The organism is Gordonia spumicola, assembly GCF_009932475.1.
GTDB lineage: Bacteria > Actinomycetota > Actinomycetes > Mycobacteriales > Mycobacteriaceae > Gordonia > Gordonia spumicola.
On sequence record NZ_BJOV01000005.1, the window covers coordinates 1,010,727 to 1,035,866 of the forward strand.

Genomic DNA, 25,140 nt, shown 5'->3' on the forward strand with positions numbered 1-25,140 from the left:
ACGGTCGACGCCGGTGAGCGTCCGGGGTCCGTCTAGGGAATTAGGTCACCCTTGCTGGTACCGGGGAATCAATTACGACACACTTGTGTTGTGAAAAGCATGACCGACTCGAAGCGGCTGCACGCGCAGCAGCATGCGGAGGGGACTGGCGCCGACGGCCAGACCCGTGCCGCGGTCGTGTCGTTGCTGGTCGACGAGGGACCGATGACGGCGAGCGACATCGCCGACAGGTTGGGCATCAGCCCGGCGGGCGTTCGACGCCACCTCGACAACCTCACCGAATCGGGCGACGTCGATCTCGCGCCCGCCGGATTCAACAAGGGCGGCCGCGGCCGCCCGGCCAAGTGGTTCCAGATCACGCCGACCGGTCGAGGAAAGCTGCGCCACGCGTACGACGACCTCGCGGGCGCGGCCATCCGCTCGCTCCGCGACATCGCCGGACAGGAGGCCGTCGACGCCTTCGCCCGCGAACGCGTCACGGGCATCGTGGCCGACGTCGCACCGGTCACCGAGACGGGTTCGGTGATCGCCACGGTCGAGCAGATCGCCGACGCGCTCACCGGGGCGGGCTACTCCGCCGACATCCGGCAGGTCGGCAACGGTGTCCAGATGTGCCAGCACCACTGCCCGGTCGCGCACGTCGCGGCCGAGTTCCCCGAACTGTGCGAAGCCGAGACGGCGGTGTTCACCGAGTTGCTCGGCACACACGTCCAACGTCTGGCGACGATCGCCAACGGCGACTGCGTGTGCAGCACACACGTGCCGGTCTCCGGCCTCACCGACATGCACGACAAGAAGGCGGAGCCGCAGCCCGGCGTCGCCGACAACCCCCATGGAAAGGTCCCCCGATGACGGTCACCGATCCCGCCGCCCCGCAGCAGTTGACGCAGGAAGAGACGATCGCTTCCTTCGACCGCTACGGGTACGGCTGGTCCGACAGCGACGACGCAGGCGCCGCCGCTCAGCGCGGTCTGTCCGAGGCTGTCGTCCGCGACATCTCCTCGAAGAAGAACGAGCCCGAATGGATGCTCGAACAGCGTCTCAAGGCGCTGCGCATCTTCGACAGGAAGCCGATGCCCAGCTGGGGCGGCGACCTGTCGGGAATCGACTTCGACAACATCAAGTACTTCGTGCGGTCGACGGAGAAGCAGGCCGAGAGCTGGGAAGACCTCCCCGAGGACATCAAGAACACGTACGACAAGCTCGGCATCCCCGAGGCGGAGAAGCAGCGCCTCGTGGCCGGCGTCGCCGCACAGTACGAGTCGGAGGTCGTCTACCACCAGATCCGCGAGGACCTGGAGGAGAAGGGCGTCATCTTCCTCGACACCGACAGCGGCCTGCGCGAGCACCCGGAGATCTTCCAGGAGTACTTCGGCAGCGTCATCCCCGCAGGCGACAACAAGTTCTCCGCGCTGAACACCTCCGTCTGGTCGGGCGGATCGTTCATCTACGTGCCGCCGGGCGTGCACGTGGACATCCCGTTGCAGGCGTACTTCCGCATCAATACCGAGAACATGGGCCAGTTCGAGCGGACGCTGATCATCGTCGACGAGGAGGCCTACGTCCACTACGTCGAGGGCTGCACCGCGCCGATCTACAAGTCCGACTCCCTGCATTCGGCGGTCGTCGAGATCGTCGTCAAGAAGGGCGGTCGTTGCCGCTACACGACCATCCAGAACTGGTCGAACAACGTCTACAACCTGGTCACCAAGCGTGCCAAGGCCGAGGCGGGCGCGACGATGGAATGGGTTGACGGCAACATCGGCTCCAAGGTCACGATGAAGTACCCGGCCGTCTGGCTGACCGGCGAGCACGCCAAGGGCGAGGTGCTCTCGGTCGCGTTCGCGGGTGAGGGCCAGCACCAGGACACCGGCTCCAAGATGGTGCACCTCGCGCCGTACACCTCGAGCAACATCGTCTCGAAGTCGGTGGCGCGCGGGGGCGGCCGCTCGTCGTACCGCGGTCTGATCAAGGTCAACCCCGGAGCGCACGGCAGCCGGTCGACGGTCCAGTGCGACGCGCTGCTCGTCGATCAGATCAGCCGCAGCGACACGTACCCCTACGTCGACATCCGCGAGGACGACGTCACGATGGGACACGAGGCGACGGTCTCCAAGGTCAGCGACGATCAGCTCTTCTACCTGATGAGTCGTGGACTCACCGAGGAGGAGGCGATGGCGATGGTCGTGCGCGGCTTCGTGGAGCCGATCGCCAAGGAACTGCCGATGGAATACGCACTCGAGCTCAACCGGCTCATCGAACTGCAGATGGAAGGATCGGTCGGCTGATGGCAGACCTCGAGACCACAGCCCCCGGAGCGGGCGCCGGAAGCGTCGTCGTCAACAAGGGCGAGATGTTCTCGTCGTTCGACGTCGACGCGTTCGAGGTGCCCGCGCAGCGCGAAGAGGCCTGGCGGTTCACGCCGTTCCGTCGCCTGCGCGGACTGCACGACGGCAGCGCCCCGGCCACGGCGACGGTCGACTACGCGGTGACCGAACTGTTCGACGGTGTGACCGTCGAGACCGTCGGCCGCGACGACGCCCGCCTGGGGACGGGCGGCACGCCGTTCGACCGCATCGCGGCCCAGGCCTACTCCTCCTTCACCTCGGCCACCGTGCTGACCGTGAAGAAGGAAGCCCAGGTCGCCGAGCCCGTCTTCGTCACCCTCGACGGACCGGGTGAGGGTCAGGTCGCGTACACGCACCTCCAGATCCACGCCGAGTCGTTCTCGAAGGCGGTCATCGTCCTCGACCAGCGGGGCAGCGGCACCATCGGCGAGAACGTCGAGTTCGTCGTCGACGACAGCGCACACCTGACGGTCGTCAACGTGCACGACTGGGCGGACGACGCCGTCCACGTGAGCGCACACCATATCTCGGTGGGACGCGACGCCGCGATCCGCCACTTCGCGGTCAGTCTCGGCGGCGACCTCGTCCGGCTGTCGCCGCACGTCCAGTACCGCGCGCCCGGCGGCGACGCCGAACTGTGGGGCCTGTACTTCGCCGACGCGGGACAGCACCTCGAGCAGCGTCTCCTCGTCGACCACTCGGCGCCGAACTGCCGCTCGCACGTCACCTACAAGGGCGCCCTCCAGGGCGACACCTCCGGCGACAAGCGCGGCGAGGCGCACACGGTCTGGATCGGCGATGTGCTGATCCGCCCGACGGCGGAGGGCACCGACACCTACGAGCTGAACCGCAACCTCGTCCTCACCGACAACGCGCGCGCCGACTCGGTCCCGAACCTGGAGATCGAGACCGGCGAGATCGTGGGCGCCGGCCATGCGAGCGCCACCGGCCGGTTCGACGACGAACAGCTCTTCTACCTGCAGGCACGCGGCATTCCGGAGGACCAGGCCCGTCGCCTGGTGATCCGCGGCTTCTTCGGCGAGGTGCTCGCCAAGATCGCGGTCCCCGACCTCCGTGAGCGACTCGAGGCGGCCATCGAGGCCGAACTCGAGACCGCAGGCGCCTGACATTCACACTTCACACACGAAGGAACTCCACTTCACATGACGACTCTCGAGATCCGCGACCTGCACGTCGACGTGACGCCCACCGACCCCGACGCCGAGCCGATCCACATCCTCAAGGGTGTCGACCTGACCGTCCGTTCCGGTGAGACACACGCGATCATGGGCCCGAACGGCTCCGGCAAGTCGACGCTGTCGTACGCGATCGCAGGCCACCCCAAGTACACCGTCACCTCGGGCACCATCACGCTCGACGGGGAGGACGTGCTGGAGATGAGCGTCGACGAGCGCGCCCGCGCGGGCCTGTTCCTGGCGATGCAGTACCCGGTCGAGGTGCCCGGCGTCTCGATGTCGAACTTCCTCCGCTCGGCGGCGACCGCGGTCCGCGGCGAGGCTCCGAAGCTGCGTCACTGGGTCAAGGAGGCCCGCGAGGCGATGACCGAGCTCGACATCGACCCGTCGTTCGGTGAACGCAGTGTCAACGAGGGATTCTCGGGCGGCGAGAAGAAGCGCCACGAGGTGCTGCAGCTGAGCCTGCTGAAGCCGAAGATCGCGATCCTCGACGAGACTGACTCCGGTCTGGACGTCGACGCGCTCCGCATCGTCAGCGAGGGCGTCAACAAGTACTCCGAGCGCGAGAACGGCGGAATCCTGCTGATCACGCACTACACGCGCATCCTCCGCTACATCAAGCCCGACTTCGTCCACGTGTTCGTCAACGGCCGCGTCGTCGAGTCGGCGGGTCCGGAACTCGCCGACGAGCTGGAGGAGAACGGCTACGAGCGGTTCACCTCCGCGGTCGCCAAGTGATCCGATGACGATCGCAACGGGTTTCGACGTCGCGGCCGTCCGGGCCGACTTCCCGATCCTCGGGCGGACTGTCCGCGACGACAAGCCGCTCGTCTATCTCGACTCCGGTGCGACGTCGCAACGTCCGCTGCAGGTGCTCGACGCCGAGCGGGATTTCCTGATCAACCGCAACGCGGCCGTCCACCGCGGGGCCCACCAGCTCGCGGAGGAGGCGACCGACGCGTACGAGTACGCGCGGGGCGCGATCGCCGGGTTCGTCGGCGCGGCAGTCGACGAGATCGTGTTCACCAAGAACGCGACCGAGTCGATCAACCTCGTCGCGTACACGCTCGGCGACGAACGCGCGGCGAGCGTGCTCGGCGGCCGGGCGCTCGGCGCGGGCGACACGATCGTCGTGACCGAGCTGGAGCATCACGCGAATCTCGTTCCCTGGCAGGAACTGGCCCGCCGGACGGGCGCGACGCTGCGCTGGTACGGCGTCACCGACGACGGCCAGATCGATCTGGACTCGCTCGACCTGGACGAGACAGTGAAGATCGTCGCGTTCACTCACCAGTCGAACGTGACCGGAGCCGTCGCCGACGTCGACGAAGTCGTCCGCCGCGCGCGCGCCGTCGACGCACTCGTCGTGTTGGACGCGTGCCAGTCGGTTCCGCACATGGCCGTCGACTTCGCCGCCCTCGGCGTCGACTTCGCGGCGTTCTCCGGGCACAAGATGCTCGGCCCGTCGGGTGTCGGCGTCCTGTACGGTCGTGCGTCCCTGCTGGCGCAGCTGCCGCCGTTCATCACCGGCGGATCGATGATCGAGACCGTCACGATGGAGGGCTCGACGTACGCGTTGCCGCCGCAGCGGTTCGAGGCGGGCGTTCCGATGACCTCTCAGGTCGTCGGGCTCGGCGCGGCCGTCGACTATCTCGAGAAGATCGGGATGGACGCGGTAGCCGCGCACGAACACGAGCTGACCGTCCGTGCGCTCGAACGTCTCACGGCGATCGAGGGACTGCGGATAGTCGGTCCGACGGAGGCGGATCGTCGAGGGGGAGCGGTGTCGTTCGTCGTCGACGGAATCCACGCGCACGACCTCGGGCAGGTGCTCGACGACGAGGGTGTCGCGATCCGCGTCGGCCACCACTGCGCGTGGCCGCTGCATCGGAAGTTCGGCGTGGCCGCCAGTGCACGAGCATCGTTCGCGCTGTACAACACAGTCGACGAGGTCGACAAGCTCGCCGACGCCATCGGTGTGGCTCAGGGCTTCTTCGGGGGCCGATAGCCGTGCGGATGGAGCAGATGTACCAGGACGTGATCCTGGACCACTACAAGCACCCGCACGGTCGCGGCCTGCGGGACCCGTTCGACGCCGAAGTCCATCACGTCAACCCGACCTGCGGTGACGAGATCACGCTGCGCGTGTCCGTCGTCGACGGCGAGATCGCCGACGTCTCCTACGACGGGCAGGGCTGCTCGATCTCGCAGGCGTCGACGTCGGTGCTGTTCGACCAGATCGTGGGACTGCGCGTCGCCGACGCGATGACGGCGCTCGACTCGTTCAACGCGATGATGGCCTCGCGCGGACAGGACGACGGCGACGAAGACCTGATCGGCGACGGCATCGCCTTCGCCGGCGTGAGCAAGTACCCGGCGCGCGTCAAATGCGCGCTGCTCGGGTGGATGGCATTCAAGGACGCGGTCGCACAGACCGTGGACGCACAGACTGGAGGGTGACCATGACCGATACCGTGGCGACCTCGCTGCCGAGCGAGGACGACGTCGAAGAGGCGATGCGCGACGTCGTCGACCCCGAACTGGGCATCAACGTCGTCGATCTGGGGCTGGTCTACGGCTTCGAGATCAACGACGACGCCGCAGTGAAGCTCGACATGACGCTCACGTCGCCCGCCTGCCCGTTGACCGACGTCATCGAGGACCAGACGCGCAACGCGCTCGTGACGAGCGGTCTGTGCACCGATGTCGAGATCAACTGGGTCTGGATCCCCGCGTGGGGCCCGGACAAGATCACCGACGACGGACGCGAACAGCTCCGCGCATTGGGCTTCACCGTCTAGTCTTCGACACGCGAACCCGGCGCATCACGACGCACCCGAGGCGGGCCTGTAACCAGCGGTTACGGGCCCGCCTCCGGTCGTCTGTGGCATGGATCATACGCACGACGCGTCAAATCTGTGCCGCATGAACGAGTTTCACCGGGCATGAACTTTCGCTCGGCGGATCCGGTGTCAGCATGTGACGAGCGCCATAACGGGCGCCGAACACTGGAGGAAATTCAGATGCACCACGTTCACACTCTCCGTACCCGATTGGCCGCGGCGGTCCTCGTCGCGGCGGCGTCGTTCGGGTTCGCGGCACCCGTCCACGCCGAACCCGCGGCGCCTGCCGAGATCACTCTGACGTTGGTCCGCCACGCCGAGTCCGCGGGCAACGCGTCCGGCCTCGTCGACACGAAGACGCCGGGTCCGGACCTGACCGAACTCGGCCGAACCCAGGCGCGACAGGTCGCGGCACTGCTCGCCGACCGCGGATTCGACGGCGTGTACGCGTCGCGGATGGTGCGCACCCAGCAGACGGCCACGCCGCTCGCCCGGACGCTGCACAAGCGGATCGTCGTCCTGCCCGGCGTCCACGAGATCCTGGCAGGCGACTACGAGGGCTCCAAGGAGGCCGACGCGCAGACCGGGTACATGGTGGCTCCGATGAAGTGGCTGCGCGGCGACCTGACCGCGCGCATCCCCGGCGCGGAGAGCGGCACCGAGTTCAAGCAGCGCGTCGACTCGTCGATCGACACCGTCGTCAAGCAGGGCAAGAAGAATCCGGTGATCTTCTCGCACGGCGGCACGATCATGATCTGGGCGATGCTGACCGCGACCAACGGTCGTGACTACGCGGCGAAGATCCAGACCGACTACCTGCGCAACGTCGGACGAGTCGTGCTCAAGGGCAACCCGACGACCGGCTGGAAGATCGTCGAATGGGACGGCAAGCCGACACTGCCGACGGTGCCCGACTGCGTCTCGACGGGCTCGGGAACCTTCGACCCCACGACGTTCGCACCCTGCTGACGCCTCCGGCGACGCGCGCACCCGACTGCCGGGATCCGGCGAGGTGCGCGCGTCGTTCGCGTCGCGGGCGGAATAGTCGGCGGCGATCTGAGGTTAGATACCCGTATGGCAACAATTGATCTGACCGGCTCCGACTTCGAGCAGACCATCATCGACAACAAGATCGTCCTCGTCGACTTCTGGGCCGAATGGTGCGGTCCGTGCAAGCAGTTCGCTCCGACGTTCGCGGCCGCGTCGGAGAAGTTCGACGACGTCGTCTTCGCCAAGGTCGACACCGAGGCGCAGCAGCAGCTCGCGGCCGCCGCGAGCATTCGTTCGATCCCGACGATCATGGCTTTCAAGGACGGTCATCTCGTGTTCAACGAGGCCGGAGCCCTTCCGCCGCAGGCGTTGGAGTCGCTGATCGATCAGCTCAAGGAACTCGACGTCGAGAAGGCGCTGCGCGAGAGCGGGCAGGCGCAGTAAGAGGTCGCAGTTCTGGTCGTCGGACACCCCTCGTGCAACGTCCGACGACCATCTGCGAACGTAGGTTATCGGAAATCCGGAGCGCCTGTACAACCCGGTAATTCGTTCGGATGAGCGATGCGGCCTACCATCGTCGTCATGCGGAAGCCTACTCGCGTCGCCACGGCGGCGGTCGTACTCGTCTCGGCGGTCAGTGTGCTCGTCGGTTGCACGGTGGACGGGAAGCCGACTCGCGGCCCGGTCGACCTCGATCTCGGAAAGTACGGTTCGATGCAGGGGCAGACCCTGCCGGACGCGACGACCGAGTCGGCGTGGGCCAAGCTCCGCGCGGTCCGACTGGCGGATCACATGGTGTTCCCCGTCGACGTCGACCCTGGGCTCGTGTCGCTGAAGATGCCGACGATGCCGATGCCGGTTCCGAAGAACCTGACGCTGTCCATGCCGGACGCCGACACGTTGCCGTCGATGAAGGACTACCAGTACGGGTTCTCGGTGTCGGCAGGCGACAAACCGAACGACTTCGGCATCAATCACATGGTGATGAGATTCACCGATGATCGGGCCGCGGGCGCAGCGCTCACCGAGTGGGGCGGCCTGACGTCGAAGCCCAAAGACTGGTACAAGCCCGGCGGTGGAAAGGTGTCCGTCGACGGGATGCCCGCCGACGCGATCGTCGTCCACCGCGTCGGCTCGACGGACGGCAGCCACAAGTACATGGCGGTCGCCCGAAGCGGTTCGTACCTCATCTACACCTGGGCCGACTCGAAGGACGAGTCGTGGGCGAAGCGCGCGGTCGTGACGGCATACCAGAAGCAGAAGGCGCTGCTGGACGCGATCGGCCCCGACGACCCGAGCCGCAACCCCGATCCGACGGGCCTGATCCGAGGCACGGTGAAGGTGGGGGCGGACGATCGGGATCCGACATCGGAGACGGTGTGGGGCCAGCGCGGCGCGGCCCTGCTGTACTCGAACGGCCCCGAAGCGTTCGGCGAGCTGCAGAAGGCGGGGATCACCGTCGCCGCGATCAACCAGACCCAGGCGTACCGGGCGGGCAGCGCCGCGCAGGCCGAGGGCTGGCGCAAGTACCTGATCAAGGACTTCGGCGACGACACGTCACGCAATGCGGCGAGCCCGCGAGACCTGTCGACGGCCACGTGCGTCCAGAAGGACGACAGAGCCGGGTGCTTCGTCGTCGTCGGTTCGTACGTCGGCGAGGCCTACAGCACCACTCTGGTCGACGCCCAGCAGCAGATCTCCGCCGCCTACACGTTCCTCAAGACGCTCTGACCTCACGACCTCCCGACGATCGAGCCGACCGACCGCGCGGCGACCGCAAGCTTGCACCGCGGGGGGAGTCGGACGAACACCGACCACATCGCCGCGGCCACACCGACGGCGTCGTCTCGGGTCGACAGGTATCGACGCGCGGTCGCGACGTCGAGGCCGAAGAACGCGTCGAAGAAGGTCGGCAGGTGGTCGCCGGTGAGACCGAGCAGTGCGTCGAGTCCGATCAACCGCAGTCGGTACGCGACCTTCGCCCGCCGCGTCCACAATGCGGTGGTCGGGTCCAGGCCCGAGGCGATCGCGTCGACGACCACGTCGACGGCGTTCAACGACTGCGCGACGCTGTAGCCTGTCGCCGGGTTCATCAGGCCGCCGGCGGCGCCGAACCGGAGCGGCTCGTCGCCGCGCCGCCGCCACGGCCGTGATCCGGTGCGCAACGGGAAGTCGACGCGTTCGTCGACGCGATCCGGTGCGCCACGCGACACGTTGCGGGCGGCGAGTTCGTCGACCGGAATCGGAGGACGCCCCGCCAGGCACGTCTCCTCGATCAGTCGCCGACCCCCGCCGAGCGGGATCCGGTAGCCGAACGACGGCTCTCCATCGCCGACCCGCCGCCAGTCCATCAGCACCACCGACGTGTCGGCCGAGTCGACGACGGCGCCCGCGGCGGTCTGTCGAGGTCGGTCGGCGTGGTCGCCGGTGACCGCTCCGCGAGCGTCGACGACGTGCCGCGCGCGGATGACCGTTCCGTCGGCGCAGGTCACGAGGTCGGTGGTGACGGAGGTCGCCCGAGCCGCGACGATCGTCGACGCGGTCAGCGTCAACGCGGCCTGCAGCCGGGTCGTGTCCAGGACGGCGTATCCGCGTTCGACGACGTGTTCGTCCGGAGTGAAGACCGTGATCGTCGACGACGTCGACGCGGCGACGCCGGGATCGAGCCATTCGGGGAAGTCGTCGGCATACATCCCGTACGTCGCGGTCCACCGACGATCCGGGGCGGGATCGATCACGGCGACACGGAGGCCTGCCGCGCAGGCGCGGTGGGCCAGCGCTCGGCCCGCCGGACCTGCTCCGACCACCGCGAGGTCGAAACCGTCGGCGGTCACATGCCGCCGGTGGCGAGCAGTCCGCCGTCGACGCGGAGGGTCTCGCCGGTGATCCACGCCGCGCCGTCGCCGACCAGGAAGGCGACTGCCTGCGCGATGTCCTCGGGAGTGCCGAGTCGTTTCATGGGGTAGGGCGCGGCCGCCGCATCCTCGCCGCCCGCGACGAGGGCGGCCGCGAACCTCGTCTTCACGATGCCGGGCGCGATCGCATTGACGCGGATCGACGGTCCGAGCTGCCACGCGAGTTCTTCGGTGAGGCGGATCAACGCGGCCTTCGACGCGCCGTACGCGGCGATCACGCCCGTCGACCGGAGGCCGGCCACCGACGCGATGTTGACGACGGCTCCGCCGCTCGCCGCCATCCCCGCCTTGTGCGCCTCCTGGATGTAGCCGAGGGCCGCGACGACGTTGGTGTCCAGGAGCTTGCGGAACCCGTCCAGATCGGCCTGCATGAGATCGCCGAAGACGGGATTGATGCCCGTGTTGTTGACGAGGATGTCGATTCCGCCGTGTGCGACGGCCGCGGCGACGGCGTCGGCCCGATGCGCGGGATCGCCGGTGTTGCCCGCGACCACCGCGACGGCTGCTCCGGGGACGGCCGCGCGGATCGCGTCGGCGGATTCGGCGAGAGCGTCGGCCTTGCGTCCGGTGATGACGACGGCCGAACCTCGGGCGGCGAGTTCGGTTGCGACGGCCAGGCCGATGCCGCGGCTGCCGCCCGTGACGAGTGCACTGCGTCCGGTGAGGTCGGTGGAGGAGGTCACGCTCGAAGAAGTCATGACGTCACGCTATGTCACCGAGCCGGTCGTCCGTTCGAATGGCTGAGCGCGAGTCGGGGGTGGGCGACGTTTAGGATCGGGCGCATGCGACATTCACGCCGCCGCTCCGCCGCATTCGTCCTCTGTGCCGTTGCGCTCGTCGCCGGCTGCTCCGTCGACGGATCTCCGGTTCGCGGCCCCGTCGACCTGGACACCGGCCCGTACCTGTCTCGACAGTCCTCCGCACTGACGCAGGCGACGACCGAGGTCGACTGGGCGCAGGTGCGTGGTGTGCGCCTCGCCGATCACCTGGTGTTCGCGCGCGACATCGATCCGGTGCTCGCCGAACTGAAACTCCCGACCCAGCCGCTCGCGCGGGCGGAGAACCTGGCGACGGTCGCCGTCGGTGCGGCCGACACGCCGGCCGCGAAGTCGTTCGAGTACGGCTTCACGGTCTCGGCGGGCACGGAGGACGGCGACACCTCGGTGAACTACTCGCTCGTGAAGTTCACCGACGACGCCGCGGCCCGCGACGCCGTCACCCAGTTCGTCGTGCCGCTGTTGCGCAAGGACGAATACACACGGGTGGCCGAACTCACGCGCATCGCCGGGCTTCCCGCGGACAGCCGCGCGGTGCACCAGACGAGCACGTACGGAGCGGAGACCACCATCGGGCTCAGCGCGGTCGGGCCGTACCTGATCCACACCTGGGCCCAGTCCGACAAGGCGAAGGACCGCGCATGGACCGAGCGGGCCGTGCTGGCCGGGTACGAGAAGCAGAAGCCGCTCGTCGACGCGATACCGCCGGAGAGCACCGATCGGAACCCGGACCCCACGGGGCTCATGCGCGGCAACGTCGCACCGGAGGAGGACGGTGACCCGCTCCAACACAGCGTCCTCGGGCAGCGGGGCGCCGCGGTGCTCTTCGACGACGGGCCGGGAGCGTTCGCCATGCTGCGGAAGGCGGGCGTGACGGCGGTCGCGATCGGCGACACGTGGGCGTACCTCACGGCCGGAGAATCGCAGGCGCGCGGCCTGCGGGACTCGCTGATCGCCGAGTTCACCAGCGGGATCGGCCGAAAGGAGCCGAGTCCTCGAGATCTGCCGTCCGCGGCCTGCGCCGAGAACTCGGACAGGTTCTCGTGCTCCGTGGCGGTCGGCAAGCACGTAGGGACGGCGATGGGCGCCACGCTTGTCGAGGCGCAGCAGAAAGTGTCGGCTCAGTACACCTTCCTCTCGAAGATGTGAGCGACCCGACCGCCGCGGATTGGCTCTCCGGCGACCGCGATCCGTACGATGGATCCTCGTGATCACCGCGACTGACCTGGAAGTTCGAGCGGGCGCGAGGACCCTCCTGTCGGCGCCCGGAGACCACCTGCGCATTCAGCCGGGTGACCGCATCGGACTCGTCGGCCGCAACGGCGCCGGAAAGACCACGTCCCTGCGCATCCTCGCGGGCGAGACCCAGCCGTACGCCGGATCCATCCGAACGTCCGGCCCCATCGGTTACCTTCCACAGGACCCCAAGGAGGGCGACCTCGACGTCCTCGCGAAGGATCGTGTCCTGTCCGCTCGCGGACTCGACGAGATCCTCGCGTCCATGTCCAAGCAGCAGACCCTCATGGAGGAGGCCGCGGACGACAAGATCCGCGACCGGGCCATCGACAAGTACGCGCGGCTTGAGGAGCGGTTCTCCGCGCTCGGCGGCTACGAGGCCGAGAGCGACGCCGCGCGGATCTGCAGCAGTCTCGGTCTGCCCGACCGGGTGCTCGCCCAGCCCCTGCGCACCCTGTCCGGCGGTCAACGCCGACGCATCGAACTGGCCCGCATCCTGTTCGCCGCGTCCGACGGCTCGGGCAAGTCGGATACGACGCTGCTGCTCGACGAGCCGACCAACCACCTCGACGCCGACTCCATCGCCTGGCTGCGGACGTTCCTGCAGAACCACGAGGGCGGTCTCGTCGTGATCAGCCACGACGTCGACCTACTCGCCGACGTCGTGAACCGCGTGTGGTTCCTCGACGCCGTCCGCGGTGAGGCCGACGTGTACAACATGGGCTGGAAGCGGTATCTCGACGCCCGCGCCACCGATGAGCAGCGGCGCAAGCGCGAACGCGCCAACGCCGAGAAGAAGGCGTCGACCCTGCGCGTGCAGGCGGCCAAGCTCGGAGCCAAGGCCACCAAGGCCACCGCCGCGCAGCAGATGCTCAAGCGCGCCGAACGCATGATGGACGAACTCGACGAGGTGCGTGTCGCCGACAAGACCGCGCACATCCGGTTCCCCGAACCGGCGCCGTGCGGCAAGACTCCGCTCATGGCGTCGAGCCTCACCAAGATGTACGGCTCGCTCGAGATCTTCACCGGCGTCGACCTCGCGATCGACAAGGGCAGCCGCGTCGTGATCCTCGGCCTCAACGGCGCCGGAAAGACGACGCTGCTCAAACTCCTCGCGGGGGTCGAGAAGCCCGACCTCGGACAACTCGAACCCGGACGCGGACTCAAGATCGGCTACTTCGCCCAGGAGCACGACACCCTCGACGACGCCGCGACCGTTTGGGAGAACATCCGACACGCCGCACCCGACGCGGGGGAGCAGGACCTCCGCGGGCTGCTCGGCGCGTTCATGTTCACCGGTCCGCAGCTGGAACAGCCCGCGGGCACCCTGTCCGGCGGCGAGAAGACCCGTCTCGCGTTGGCCGGGCTGGTGTCGTCGGCCGCCAATGTGCTGCTGCTCGACGAGCCGACCAACAACCTGGACCCGATCTCGCGCGAACAGGTGCTCGAAGCGCTCCGCAGTTACACCGGGGCCGTCGTCCTGGTGACGCACGACCCCGGTGCGGCCGAAGCCCTCGAGCCGCAGCGCGTGATCCTGCTGCCCGACGGAACCGAGGACCACTGGTCCGACGAGTATCAGGAACTCATCGAGCTGGCCTGATCACGCCGTCCGGCCGGTCGGGATCGACCGGATCGGAATGCGCCCCTGCGGGTCGCGGTGCTTGGTGTAATGAATCGGGTCGTTGTAGATGGTGACGACGACGGTGTCTCCCGGAGTCAGATCGACCTGGTAGACGGTGCCGGTGAGCTCATAGCCCGCGGGTGGTCCCACCTCCATCACGCAGAACGTCGTCGGTGCGTCGAACAGTCGCGTGAACGATCCGTCGGGACCCGTGATCTGGGCTTCGATCGGGACCCGTCCGTCGCAGCGGATGATCTGGACGGTCGTGCCCGGCAGCGGCGCCCCGGTCGCTCGGTCACGGACGACGACCTTCACCGCGCCCTGGGCGGCCGGCGGCGTGAGATCCTTCGCGACGGCGAAAGCGAACGCGGTCACCGAGCCTGCGTTGACGACGCCGGTGGCGTACGTGTGACCCACGAAATGGTAGCCGCGGGGCGCGGCGACCGCGGTGACCGAGACCTGTCCGGCGGGCAGCTCGGTGGTGAGGGGTGTCGTGAACTCGTGCTGGCCGCCCTTCGCGTCCATCACCGACACGCCCGCGCCGGGGACCTCGTCGGTCGTACCGGTGAGGCGGGTTGTGACCTCGATCGTTCCGGTCGTGCTGAGGGGCGGCGACTCGGACGTCGATTCAGTCGAGGTGATGGTCGTCGTCTTGGCGGGCGGGGCCTCGATCGTCGACGATGCGGGTGCGGTCGATGTGGATGCCGGGTCGCTCGCCGGGGGCGAGGAGGTGTCGGCGGTGGACGGCCCGACGGCGACCGCCGCCGCGAGGACGACACAGCCCAACAGGGCTCCGATCGCCGCGAGTATCCGGCCGAAGATTCTGGTCATGGTGCGCTCCTATCGTCATCCCCGACGTCTCAGATCGGCGTTGCGAACACGATGATGTTGTCGCGGTAGCCGAGAGGTGGGCCGATGAAGGGACCACCACAGGTGACCAGGGCCAACGTCTCCGGCCCGGTCTGTCGGTTCAGTTCGTCGAACGGGACTGCGTCGGCGCCCGTTCCGTCCTTCTGCGCGTCGACGACGCGCGTGACGCGGTACTCCACCCGCCGACCGTTCGCCGTCCGCACGTCGACGGTGTCGCCGGCTGGGAGGTGAGCGAACCTCGCGGCGTACCCGACGCCCTGGTCGGCGTCGTCGACGTGCCCGACCACGACGACAGTCCCGGCCCCGGAACCAGGCAGTGACGAGTCGACCCACCAGCCGAGTCGCGAGACGTCGGTGGGCGGGAGGAGGGTGCCCTCGGCGTCGGTGGCGACGGCGTCGGTCGGCGCGCTCTGACCGTCGATCATGACGGCGACCGGTGCCGAGGGTTCGTTCGACGCGGCGCGGATCGGCGCGTGCAGGCTCTGCTGCGCCTGGGTCGGCTCGGTCGTCGCGGATTGTTCGGCGCAGCCCGCCACCAGCAGCGACGCCGCGGCGACGGCGGCCAGTGCGGCGGTTCGGAACGCGATCATCGCCCCTCCTCTGTCACGGGGTATGTCGCGCTCGGGAGACGGCTGGTTACGGTCCCGTGGACCGCCGGTCATTCATCCGAATGATGGACCCTCAGTGGAGGGTGGCGGCGAGGAAGTCGAGTTGGTGGGTCACCGCCGGTTCGAACCAGTCGCGCCCGGCGAAGACGTCGAAGTGATCGCACGGATAGTGACGGACCTGCGCGCGCCCGGCGAACGCGGCCTTCGCGGCGGCGTGCGGGGGAGCGGCCTGGTCGAAGTCGGCGATCTGCACCAACAACGGGGCCGTGACCTCGCGCGCAGCCTTGTGCGCCCGGTATCGACCGAGCTCCGACCCGATCGACGCGTCGACCTCGTTCCGCCAGCTCGGCCCCGCGATCTGCTCGTACGCGCCCTGGTACCCGTCGACGGTGAGGGTGGCGAGGGAGCCGGGAGGCCCGACCAGCGGGATCGTCGCCGGTCGACCGCCGAACCGCTGTCGGACGCTGCTGACCACACCGGTCGCCGTCGAACGCGCCAGCGTGGACGCCGAGTGCGCGGGCAGGGCGTGTCTGGCCGCGGCCATGCCGCTGACCATCGGGACGAGCGAGACGACCGCGGCGATGTCGTCCCGTCCGACGGCGGCCTGCAGCACGTGTCCGCCCGCGAGCGAGACACCCCACAACACGATGCGGGACGCGTCCACGCCGGGCAACTCGGCCACCGCCCGGCAGGCGGCGCGGTAGTCGTCGACCTGACCGGTCAGCGACACCTTCTGTCGCGGCCTTCCCTCCGACTCGCCGAACCCCCGGTAGTCGAATGCGAACACGGGATAGCCGTTCTCGGCGAACCGCGTTGCGAAGGGCTCAAGACCCGAGTCGACGGTGCCGCCGAGCCCGTGAGCCATCACGATCACCGGTTCGGCGGTGTCGCCGTCGACGGGGAAGAACCGGCCCGAGCACCGGGTCCCGGACGAGTCGAACCAGACCTGCACGGGCTCGCTCACGACGCGACTCCTTCCGAGACGCCCGCCCAGGTGACGGGACCCTCGGCCGCGACGCGCCGGGCGCCCGCGGGCAACTCCTTGACGCGCATGTCGTGCTCGTACAGGAAGTAGTCCAGTTGTTGGGTGTGGCGCGGCCGGTCGAGCATGTGGCCGGTGTACTTGCGGGTGTCCTCCTCGATGACGCGCCGCATCTCGCCGGGCGACGGCGGGCGATACCGTCCGACGGCGTACGCCCCGACGAGCCGCGCCTGTGCCTCGACGAACGGGAACAGCGTCGGCGTCGCCTGCGCGAATCCGGCGAACAGGAGATCGTCGATGCCGGGGTGCAGCATCCGCTTGTACAGGTCGATCCGGTTGTCCGGCGCGCTGATGAAGTCGGGGTCGAAGAACGGGAAGGTGATGTTGTAGCCGGTCGCGTAGACGAGGACGTCGACGTCGTCGACGCTGGTCCCGTCGGTGAAGCGCACCGTGCGGCCGTCGAGGCTGTCGATGTTCGGTTTCGGGATCACGTCACCGGACCCGAGGCGCAGCGGCAGCTCGACGGACTGTGTGGGATGCGCCTCGAAGAACTTGTGGTTCGGCGTGGGCAGGCCGAGGTTCTCCGGTCGGCCCGACATCAACGGTTGGCCCATCTGGGCGATCTTCCGCTGCCAGGACGTGGGGATGTACGGGTTGGTCTTGTAGAACTTGTCGGCGGGCTGCCCGGCCACGTACTTCGGCACGATCCACGCGCCCGACCTCGTCGACAGGTACAGCTCGGTGTCGAGGGCCTTCGACGAGAGCTCGACGGCGATGTCTGCCGCGCTGTTGCCGAGACCGACGACGACGATCCGCTTTCCGGCGAAGTCGTGCGGGGTCTGCGGATCGATGTAGTGGTGCGCATGCATCTCGATGCCGTCGAACGTCCCGGGGAAGTCGGGCCAGCGGGGATCCCAATGATGTCCGTTGGCGACGACGAGCAGATCGTATCGCCGCCGCTCACCGCGTTGGGTGGTCAGCTCCCATCCGCCGCCGGGGAGGCGTCTCGCGTGTTCGACTCCGTTCTCGAACTCGATGCCGTCGAGCAGGCCGAACGCCGTCGCGTAGTCGTCGAGGTACTTCTTGATCTGCGTGTGGTGCGGGAAGTCGGGGTACGAGTCGGGCATCGGGAAGTCCCGGAACGACAGCTGGTGCTTGGACGTGTCGATGTGCAGCGAGCGGTATGCGCTGGAGTGCCCGTTCGGGTTCCCGAAGGCCCAGTTGCCGCCGATGCGGTCGGACGTCTCGAACACGGTGTGCGGCACGCCGTAGTCGGTCAGCATCTTGGACGACGTCAGTCCGCTGATTCCGGCGCCGATCACCGCCGTCGTGGGGTTCGTCATAGTCGACGACGGTACACACAATTCCAAAAGTGTCTACTGATTCCGGGTAATGTGACCCCGCATGGTCATCGAGACGACACCCGACGACGACTCCGGCACGGCGGCCAGGATCCTGGACGCCGCGACCGCGCTCGTCACCGAATCGGGTATCCGCGCCACGACGATGCGGGCGGTCGCCGACCGGGCAGGAGTGTCCCGCGCCTGGCTGTACCGACATCACCCGGACAAGTCTGCGCTGGTCGGAGCCGTGATCATGAGGTTGATCGAGTCGTCGTGGGCTCTCGCGCACGCGGAGATCTCGCAGGTCCGGGGACTCACCCGTCGACTCGCCCTCGGCGTCCAGATCGGCAGGCGCGCGTACGACGACCCCGGCACCATCCTGATGCGTCTGCGCACCACGGAGGCCGCCGACTTCGCGGCCTGCGTCGGCGTCGGAGTGCAGGGTATCGTCCCCGATCTGGCCGCGTTCTGGCGCGGCTACCTCGACGAGGCCGCGGCGACCGGAGAGATCTCCGCCGACGTCGACCTCGACGAGGCGAGCGAGTGGGTCGCCCGCGTCCTGATCAGCCTCGGCATGTACCCCGGCCGCGTCGTCGACCCCGACGACCGGGCCGCGGTGGAGGCCCACTTCGAACGATTCCTGATGCCGGGTCTTCAGACCGGTGTGGCGAAGACGACGACGTTGTCGCGGTAGCCGAGCGGCGGGCCGACGAACGGGCCGCCGCACGTGACGAGTGCGAGGGTCTCCGGACCGTCCTGCCTGTTCAGTTCGGACGTAGGAAGACCGGAGCTGCCGGAACCCTCCTTGTTCTTGTGGTCGGTCGACGTGACCCGGTAGGTGTGCTTGCCGCCGTCGGTCGTCGTCACCTCGACGGTGTCGCCGACCTTCAAGTCGGCGAACTTGGCCGCGAAGCCCGCTCCCTGGTTCACGTCGTCGACGTGACCGGTCACGACGACGGTGCCCGCACCCGAGCCGGGCAGCGACGAGTCGACCCACCATCCGAGCTTGCTGACGTCCTGCGGCGGCAGCAGGGCGCCGGACACGTCGGTCGCGACGGATGTCGTCGGAGCCGTTGCTCCAGCAAGCGTCAGCGACACTGGAGTCGAGGGTTCCGACGAGTGCGCGGACAAGGGCGGCTTCAGATTCTGCTGGGCGTCGGACGACCCGCTGTCGGACGATCCGCACGCCGTCGTCACGATCAGGGCGGCCGCGGTCACGGTGGCGGCGACAGCGCGCCGCACGATCGGCGTCATCAGAAGATCCTTCCGGACGGAATGGACCTGATCGGGATCCGGTTGCCCGGGTCGCGTTCGATGACGATGACGTGGATCGGAGTGTCGTACATGGCGAGGGTCGCGACTCCGTCCTTGACGACGGAGGCCTGGCCGATCGTCGCATCGGTGAAGTAGCCGGCAGGCGCCGCCGTCTCGAACACTCGGTAGCAGCCGACGGGCACCGTCAGCGACGCGGTGCCACCGGCACCCGTAGTGACGGAGGAGATCGGCTTGTCGGAGCAGTCGGTGACGCCGAACGTCGCGCCCGCGAGGACCGCGCCGCTCACACGGTCCTGCTTCACGATCGTCAACGTGCCCGTGTCCGTCGGTCCGGGTGCCGGTGACGAGGACGACGACGAGGAGGCCGCCGTCGACGCCAGCTGGAAGGCTACCGAGGCGGTCTGATCGGCGACGATGGTCGCGGTCTGGCTGGCACTGCCGACGACGCTCATTCCGGTCGGAGCGGTGATCGTCACCGTCACCGAGCCCGCCGCGAGACCCGACACGGTGCCCGGGGTGACCCCCGACTCGCCGGTGGACAGGGAGAACGACGCCCCGGTGACCGGAGATCCGGTCGTCGAGTCGGTTGCGCTGACCGATAGGGAGCCGGTGGTGGACTGCGGGCCGGGCTCCTCGGGCGACGCGGGATCTCCCGGCCCGGGGACCACAGGAGATACGACGTTCGGCTCGACGTTCGGCAGCTCGACGCCGGGCGGCACCGATTGCTCGAGATCGGGTACGGCGAGCGCGGGCGATGAGACGAGCGCGAACGCCGTCGCCGTCACAGCGACGACGGCGAGCAGTGCGCGAATGAAGCGGATCATGACGGCTCCCGGGACGAGGATGGACGGTTCCTCGCCATCGTCGCCCCGGGAGCCGCGACCGGGTCGAGTAGTCGACTACTCGACTTCCTCGATCAGAGGCCGAGCACCTGCTTGCGAAGGTCACCCTTGACGAGCTTGCCGGTGGGGGTGCGGGGGAGCTCGTCGATGAACGAGATGCTCCGCGGCGCCTTGAACGCGGCGAGTTCGGCGCGCGTGAAGGCCGCGAGCTCCTCGGCGAGGGCATCGGACGGTTCGACGCCGTCCACGAGCTGGACGAACCCGGCGGCGACCTCGCCGAGGTCGTCGTCCGGCAGCCCGATCACCGCGACGTCGTACACCGCGGGATGGTTGATCAGGACGTTCTCGGCCTCCTGCGGATATATGTTCACTCCGCCGGAGATGATCATGAATGCCTTGCGGTCGGTGAGATACAGATATCCGTCGTCGTCGAGGTAGCCGAGGTCGCCGGTGGTGGCCCAATTGTCGTGGTGCGGATGCTGTGCGGCGGCGGTCTTCGCGGGGTCGTTGTGGTACTGGAACGGCATCGCTTCACGTTCGAAGTAGACGGTTCCGACCTCACCCGCCGGCAGGTCGAGCCCGTCGTCCCCGCATACGTGGATCACGCCGAGCGCGCCGCGTCCCACCGATCCGGGCCGTTCGAGGGCCTCGGCGGCGCTGATCAGGGTGACGCCGGCGGCCTCGGTCGCGGCGTAGTACTCGTTGACGATCGGGCCCCACCACTCGATCATCGCCTTCTTGACCTCGGCAGGGCACGGTGCGGCCGCGTGGATCGCGACCCGAAGGCTCGACACGTCGTAGGACGCACGGACCTCGGCGGGCAGCTTCAACATGCGCACGAACATCGTCGGCACCCACTGGCTGTGGGTGACGCGATAGCGCTGAATCAGGTCGAGGGCGGCCTCGGGTTCGAATCGGTCCATCAGGACCACCGTGCCGCCGAGGGTGTTGACCATCGCGCAGTAGCGGAGCGGCGCGGCGTGATAGACGGGCGCGGGCGACAGGTACACGGTGTCGGCGCCGAAGCCGTACACGGGGCCGAAGACCTGCGATATCAGGTCGAGCGACTCGGTGATCTCGGTGCCGGGCAGCGTCGGTTTGATGCCCTTCGGCCGTCCGGTGGTGCCCGACGAGTAGAGCATGTCGGTGCCTCGCGGCTGGTCGGCCAACGGGGCGTCGGACGCCTGTGCCAGCACGTCGGCGTAGTCGAGGAAGCCGTCGATCGGTCCGCCCCACGCGATGCGCCGGTCGGGTGACGACAACGCGTCGATCTCGTGGGACAGCGCGACGGCAGGCGCCACGTTCGCGGCCGCGAACAGGACCTTCGCGTCGCAGTCGTCGAGGATGTAGTTCACCTCGGGCGCCGTCAGGTGGTTGTTCACGACGGTCACGTACATACCGCTGCGGATGGCGGCCCAGTACACGTCGAAGACGCGGAGATCGTTGTCGGTGACGATCGCGACCGTGTCGCCGACCGCGAGGCCGAGCCCGCGCAGATGATTCGCCATCCGCGTCGAATTGTCGGTCAACTGCCGGTAGGTGACGATCTCGCCCGTCGTCGGCCGGATGACGGCGGGCTTGTCGGGGGACGTCTCGGCGTGGGTGCCTGGATACACGTGTCGCTCCTCACAGTCGTGGTCACTCCGACGGTAACCGAGCGCTCGTTCGCTCGCCGTGGGTTCGGGCCTCAGGACTCATCGGCCCGTCGGTCGGTCGATCGGGTGAACGTCGATGGGGCGATCTGGGCCGAACTATTCTGGAGCGCATGCGAATCGACGTCGACGTGCTCGGCCCGCTACAGGTCAGGGTCGACGGCGTCGAGACCTCCATCGGCGGCCCGCTGCCGCGGGCGCTGTTCGCCCGGTTGATCGACGCGGCGGGCGAGACCGTGCCCGAGGCTGTCCTGATCGACGAATTGTGGCGCGGCTCCCCGCCGAAGTCGGCGGTGTCGACCCTGCACGGCTATGTGTCGACGCTGCGGCGCGTCCTCGAACCCGCGCACGCGAAGGCGCAGCCCACCGTCCTCGTACGGAACGCCGTCGGCTACGCGACGCCGTCACGGTGGACGCGGCGACCTTCGACGACCTGGTCACCGCGGGTCGTGCGGCCGCCGAGAGGCACGAGCCCGAGCGGGCCGTCCGATTCTTCGACGACGCGCTCGCCCTGTGGCGGGGTCCCGCGTTCGCCGATGTCGTCGAATGGGATTTCGCGGCGCTCGCCGCCGCCGGTCTGCACGGACGACGCGACGCGGTGATCCTCGACAGGCTGGGGACCGTCTCGGACCTCGGGGACCACGACGCGGCCGCGGCGCAGCTGCGGTCGATCGTCGAGCGTGAACCGCTGCTCGAACGTGCGTGGGAGCTGTTGGCTCTCGCCGAGTACCGGGCGGGCAGGCAGGCTGCGGCGATGGCGACGTTTCGCCGTGCTCGTGCTGTGCTGGCCGACGAGCTCGGGGCCGAGCCGGGCCCGGGCCTCACGGCGTTGTACGAGAAGATGCTCCGCCACGACCCGGTGCTCATCCCGCGGCGCACCCCGGAGAAGCCGACCCGCAGGACGCGATACGTCCCCGCGGAGCTGACCACGCTCATCGGACGGGACGCCGCTGTGGCCGCCGTCGCGCGTCAGGTCGACGAGCATCGCCTCGTCGCGCTCACCGGTCCCGGAGGCGTCGGAAAGACCAGGGTCGCGCAGCGTGTCGCGAACGACTCGGACGACGCCGACGGACCGTGGTTCGTCGAACTGGCGGGCGTGCACGACACCCCCGGAATCTCCGATGCGCTGGTCAACGTGCTCGGGCTGACCGCACAGGGCGGCGTCGACATGGTCGGCGCGATGCTGCGCGACCGCCGATGCCTTGTGGTCCTCGACAACTGCGAACACCTCGTCGAATCCGTGGCCGTGGTCGCCGAGAAGCTGCTGCGCGAGTGCCCCGGGCTCCGGATCCTCGCGACGAGCCGCGTGGCACTCGGAGCGGAGGGGGAGCGGGTGCACCCGTTGAGCCCGCTCGTCGACGGAACGGACCTGTTCTACGAGCGCAGCGCCGAACCCGTCGGGGAATCCGAACGCGAGAACGTCCGACGACTGTGTGAGGCCCTCGACAACCTGCCGCTCGCGTTGGAACTCGCGGCGGCGCACACCAGTGTCCTGTCCGTCACGCAACTCCTCGACCGTCTCGACGACAGATTCGCCCTGCTCAAGGCTCGATCGTCGCGCACCCGGGGGCGGCACCTGAGCATGCGGATGGTCATCGACGCGTCGTACACCGCCCTCGCACCGTCGCAGCAGACGCTGATGCAGCAGCTGGCGATCTTCGAGGGCGGCTTCGACTTCGACGCCGCGGCCGCCGTCTCGGGGCGCGGCCTCGATGTCCTCGTCGACCTCGCCGCGCTCGTCGATGCATCGCTGGTGACCGTGGTCGGTGGCGACCCGCGTCGCTATCAGATGCTCGAGGTGCTCCGCGAGTACGCGGCGGGCGAGATCCCCGGCGACGTGCGCTCGGCCGCCGTCAGCGCGCACGTCGAGTGGATCCGGGCGCTGGCGGGCGACGCCTATCCCGGCCTCCGCGGACCGGACTGCATCACGTGGATGCGGCGGATCGAGGCGGAACTGCCCAACGTCCGGGCCGCGCTGGCCCACTGCCGCGACGCCGACATCGACGTCTACCTCAGGATCGTCGGAGACCTGCACTGGTTCTGGTTCCGCCGCGGTCTCATCGACGAGGGCGTCCGTCTCCTCGCGCCCGTGGTGTCGGACGCCGCGGACTCGTCGTCGGCGGCGCTCCGGATCCGCGTGCTCTCGGGCCGCAACCTCATCGCCTATCTGGCGGGCGACGGCCCGACGATCTTCGACTCGCTGCAGCGACTGCAGTCCGCGCTCGACGAGCTCGGTCCGGATCCGGACGACGCCGTCGACCGCGGCGCGGTCGCCGAAGCCGCGACGATGCTGGCGTTCTTCTACGCCGGGGCAGGCGCCGTCGACATCGCCGCCACGTTCGCGACCGTCTCGCGGGGCGTCGTCGACACGGGCCGCGACAGCGACGCCCTCGGCGAGCTGGAGCTCGCCGTCGGGACCGCGGGCCTGCGGTCGGGCGACGCGGCGGCGGCCGAGCTGCACCTGTCGGAGGCGATCCGTATCGCGAGCGACTCGGGCTACGACTGGCTCCTCGCGTCCGGGTGCTGGATTCTCGCGAAGAGTCGGATATCGGTCGGCGATCTCGCGGGCGCCAGGCCGCTGCTCGGTCGGATGATCGAGGCGTGTGAGCGGTCGTACGACCTCACGTCGTGGATGGTCGGCGTCTCGACGATCGCCTATGTGGCGTTCGCATCGGGGGAGGCGACGGGTGCGGGCCTGCTCACCGGCGTCGTCCGACACCGGACCGAACTCACCGGGTACGACCCGGAGAACATGGATCCGATCGACATGGCACGGTACGGCGCCGAGATCCGCGCCGGGATCGACGCCGACCGACTCGAGCGCGACGCGGCCGCCGGAGCCGTCCTGTCGAGGGGAGACGTGTCGACGCTCGTCGCGCGGTTCGTCACCGGTTGAGGCTCGGCTTCAAGCCGATTTCAACCGAGTCGTCGCATCCTGTCGTCACTCGATCACCGGCGTCGTCCGACGTCCGACAGGAAGGCCCTCCGATGACTGTTCTCGACACCGCACACCACGACTCCGACGCTCCGACGGGCGCCCGGTCGGCCCCTGTCGACGCCGCTCGGGTCCGTGCCCTCGGCATCACGCTCGCCGTCGCCTCCCCACTCTGGGCCGCGGCCACCGCGGTGTTCGGCGAGGTCGTCGACTTCGGCTGGAAGACGGTTCTCGCCGGCGTCGCAGCTCTCGTGTTCCAGGGGGCCCTGATGATGCTCCTGCGAGTCCAGGAGCGTGCCGGTGCCATGTCGAAGCCGGGATCGGCGCGTCGGCTCGCGACCATCGGGTACCGCGTCGAGTACGCGCTGCTGGCGGGAGCCGTCGTCTCGACGGTGCTCGACACGTTCGTCCTCCTCCACGGGTCGGTGATCTGGGCGGTCTTCGACGCGTGCTGGCCGCTGTCGATGCTCGGCATGATGATCATCGGCGTCCGCGTCGCCATCGCCGGACGGTGGCAGGGTGCGCTGCGGTGGCAGACGCTGTTCGCACAGAGCTGGCTGATCTGGGGGATCCCGCTGATGGGACTCGGCACGGTCGGTGAGATCGGCATGGTCGCTCAGGTGGTGCTGGGTTACGCCGCCCTCGGCGTCATGCTGGCACTGCATCCCGAGCGCACCCGATAGACCAGACGTACCGACGCACTGTGCC

The 25,140-nt window shown here is 68.7% G+C and carries 24 protein-coding genes and 1 pseudogene; 16 read left to right on the plus strand and 9 right to left on the minus strand.

Annotated features, from left to right (window positions below):
• Positions 1-99: 99 nt before the first annotated feature.
• The 10 genes from GYB83_RS16005 to GYB83_RS16050 all read left to right on the plus strand — a co-directional run bounded on the left by GYB83_RS16005 (position 100) and on the right by GYB83_RS16050 (position 9,108).
• Positions 100-852 (plus strand): helix-turn-helix transcriptional regulator, encoded by a 753-nt coding sequence (locus GYB83_RS16005; protein ID WP_161896405.1) that lies wholly within the window; start codon positions 100-102, stop codon positions 850-852.
• Complete coding sequence (gene sufB, locus GYB83_RS16010; protein ID WP_161896406.1) at positions 849-2,288, plus strand: Fe-S cluster assembly protein SufB; 1,440 nt, start codon at positions 849-851, stop codon at positions 2,286-2,288. The genes GYB83_RS16005 and sufB overlap by 4 nt, the downstream gene beginning before the upstream one ends.
• On the plus strand, positions 2,288-3,475 hold the full coding sequence (sufD, locus tag GYB83_RS16015; RefSeq protein WP_161896407.1) for a Fe-S cluster assembly protein SufD: 1,188 nt from the start codon (positions 2,288-2,290) through the stop codon (positions 3,473-3,475). The genes sufB and sufD overlap by 1 nt, the downstream gene beginning before the upstream one ends.
• 36 nt (positions 3,476-3,511) lie before the next feature.
• Entirely contained in the window at positions 3,512-4,282 is a 771-nt protein-coding gene (sufC, locus tag GYB83_RS16020; protein ID WP_161896408.1) for a Fe-S cluster assembly ATPase SufC, read from the plus strand.
• Between the two features lie 4 nt (positions 4,283-4,286).
• Entirely contained in the window at positions 4,287-5,552 is a 1,266-nt protein-coding gene (locus GYB83_RS16025; protein WP_161896409.1) for a cysteine desulfurase, read from the plus strand.
• A gap of 2 nt (positions 5,553-5,554) precedes the next feature.
• Positions 5,555-6,004 (plus strand): Fe-S cluster assembly sulfur transfer protein SufU, encoded by a 450-nt coding sequence (gene sufU / locus GYB83_RS16030; RefSeq protein ID WP_161896410.1) that lies wholly within the window; start codon positions 5,555-5,557, stop codon positions 6,002-6,004.
• 2 nt (positions 6,005-6,006) lie between these two features.
• Positions 6,007-6,345 carry a metal-sulfur cluster assembly factor gene (locus GYB83_RS16035; RefSeq protein WP_161896411.1) on the plus strand — a complete coding sequence of 113 codons (339 nt, stop codon included), beginning with the start codon at positions 6,007-6,009 and terminating at the stop codon, positions 6,343-6,345.
• A gap of 222 nt (positions 6,346-6,567) precedes the next feature.
• Positions 6,568-7,356, plus strand: a complete 789-nt coding sequence (locus GYB83_RS16040; protein ID WP_161896412.1) for a histidine phosphatase family protein — start codon at positions 6,568-6,570, stop codon at positions 7,354-7,356.
• A 105-nt stretch (positions 7,357-7,461) separates the two neighbouring features.
• Positions 7,462-7,821, plus strand: a complete 360-nt coding sequence (trxA, locus tag GYB83_RS16045; protein WP_161896413.1) for a thioredoxin — start codon at positions 7,462-7,464, stop codon at positions 7,819-7,821.
• A 138-nt stretch (positions 7,822-7,959) separates the two neighbouring features.
• Positions 7,960-9,108 (plus strand): DUF7373 family lipoprotein, encoded by a 1,149-nt coding sequence (locus tag GYB83_RS16050; RefSeq protein WP_161896414.1) that lies wholly within the window; start codon positions 7,960-7,962, stop codon positions 9,106-9,108.
• Positions 9,109-9,110: 2 nt separating this feature from the next.
• Here the strand turns inward: GYB83_RS16050 and GYB83_RS16055 are convergent, their stop codons facing one another.
• Both GYB83_RS16055 and GYB83_RS16060 read right to left on the minus strand, forming a co-directional pair.
• On the minus strand, positions 9,111-10,211 hold the full coding sequence (locus GYB83_RS16055; protein WP_161896415.1) for a lycopene cyclase family protein: 1,101 nt from the start codon (positions 10,209-10,211) through the stop codon (positions 9,111-9,113).
• The gene (locus tag GYB83_RS16060) at positions 10,208-10,990 is read right to left on the minus strand and encodes an SDR family oxidoreductase (RefSeq protein ID WP_161896416.1); all 783 of its coding nucleotides are present in this window, start codon (positions 10,988-10,990) and stop codon (positions 10,208-10,210) included. The genes GYB83_RS16055 and GYB83_RS16060 overlap by 4 nt, the downstream gene beginning before the upstream one ends.
• Positions 10,991-11,074: 84 nt before the next feature.
• On the opposite strand from GYB83_RS16060, the gene GYB83_RS16065 reads away from it, so the two are divergent.
• Positions 11,075-12,217 (plus strand): DUF7373 family lipoprotein, encoded by a 1,143-nt coding sequence (locus GYB83_RS16065; protein ID WP_161896417.1) that lies wholly within the window; start codon positions 11,075-11,077, stop codon positions 12,215-12,217.
• A 58-nt stretch (positions 12,218-12,275) separates the two neighbouring features.
• The gene (locus GYB83_RS16070; RefSeq protein ID WP_161896418.1) at positions 12,276-13,904 is read left to right on the plus strand and encodes an ABC-F family ATP-binding cassette domain-containing protein; all 1,629 of its coding nucleotides are present in this window, start codon (positions 12,276-12,278) and stop codon (positions 13,902-13,904) included.
• Here GYB83_RS16070 and GYB83_RS16075 read toward each other — a convergent pair whose 3' ends face one another.
• The 4 genes from GYB83_RS16075 to GYB83_RS16090 form a co-directional block, all read right to left on the minus strand.
• A complete protein-coding gene (locus GYB83_RS16075) occupies positions 13,905-14,756 on the minus strand; it encodes an MSCRAMM family protein (protein WP_161896419.1) in 852 nt (283 codons plus the stop codon).
• A gap of 29 nt (positions 14,757-14,785) precedes the next feature.
• Positions 14,786-15,385, minus strand: a complete 600-nt coding sequence (locus GYB83_RS16080; protein WP_161896420.1) for a class F sortase — start codon at positions 15,383-15,385, stop codon at positions 14,786-14,788.
• Between the two features lie 91 nt (positions 15,386-15,476).
• Complete coding sequence (locus tag GYB83_RS16085; RefSeq protein WP_161896421.1) at positions 15,477-16,367, minus strand: alpha/beta hydrolase; 891 nt, start codon at positions 16,365-16,367, stop codon at positions 15,477-15,479.
• Complete coding sequence (locus GYB83_RS16090) at positions 16,364-17,728, minus strand: flavin-containing monooxygenase (protein ID WP_161896422.1); 1,365 nt, start codon at positions 17,726-17,728, stop codon at positions 16,364-16,366. Before GYB83_RS16090 ends, GYB83_RS16085 begins: the two co-directional genes overlap by 4 nt.
• Before the next feature lie 61 nt (positions 17,729-17,789).
• On the opposite strand from GYB83_RS16090, the gene GYB83_RS16095 reads away from it, so the two are divergent.
• Complete coding sequence (locus GYB83_RS16095) at positions 17,790-18,422, plus strand: TetR/AcrR family transcriptional regulator (RefSeq protein WP_161896423.1); 633 nt, start codon at positions 17,790-17,792, stop codon at positions 18,420-18,422.
• On the opposite strand, the gene GYB83_RS16100 is transcribed toward GYB83_RS16095, so the two are convergent.
• The 3 genes from GYB83_RS16100 to GYB83_RS16110 all read right to left on the minus strand — a co-directional run bounded on the left by GYB83_RS16100 (position 18,383) and on the right by GYB83_RS16110 (position 21,461).
• Positions 18,383-18,982 carry a class F sortase gene (locus GYB83_RS16100; RefSeq protein WP_161896424.1) on the minus strand — a complete coding sequence of 200 codons (600 nt, stop codon included), beginning with the start codon at positions 18,980-18,982 and terminating at the stop codon, positions 18,383-18,385. The genes GYB83_RS16095 and GYB83_RS16100 overlap by 40 nt on opposite strands.
• Positions 18,982-19,827 carry an MSCRAMM family protein gene (locus GYB83_RS16105; protein WP_161896425.1) on the minus strand — a complete coding sequence of 282 codons (846 nt, stop codon included), beginning with the start codon at positions 19,825-19,827 and terminating at the stop codon, positions 18,982-18,984. Before GYB83_RS16105 ends, GYB83_RS16100 begins: the two co-directional genes overlap by 1 nt.
• A gap of 92 nt (positions 19,828-19,919) precedes the next feature.
• Entirely contained in the window at positions 19,920-21,461 is a 1,542-nt protein-coding gene (locus GYB83_RS16110; protein ID WP_161896426.1) for an acyl-CoA synthetase, read from the minus strand.
• Positions 21,462-21,610: 149 nt separating this feature from the next.
• Between GYB83_RS16110 and GYB83_RS23680 the strand changes: the two are divergent.
• The 3 genes and pseudogenes from GYB83_RS23680 to GYB83_RS16125 form a co-directional block, all read left to right on the plus strand.
• Positions 21,611-21,880, plus strand: a pseudogene (locus GYB83_RS23680) (AfsR/SARP family transcriptional regulator); the annotation flags it as partial.
• A gap of 26 nt (positions 21,881-21,906) precedes the next feature.
• The gene (locus GYB83_RS16120) at positions 21,907-24,393 is read left to right on the plus strand and encodes an ATP-binding protein (RefSeq protein WP_161896428.1); all 2,487 of its coding nucleotides are present in this window, start codon (positions 21,907-21,909) and stop codon (positions 24,391-24,393) included.
• 92 nt (positions 24,394-24,485) lie between these two features.
• A complete protein-coding gene (locus GYB83_RS16125; RefSeq protein WP_161896429.1) occupies positions 24,486-25,115 on the plus strand; it encodes a hypothetical protein in 630 nt (209 codons plus the stop codon).
• Positions 25,116-25,140: the final 25 nt, after the last annotated feature.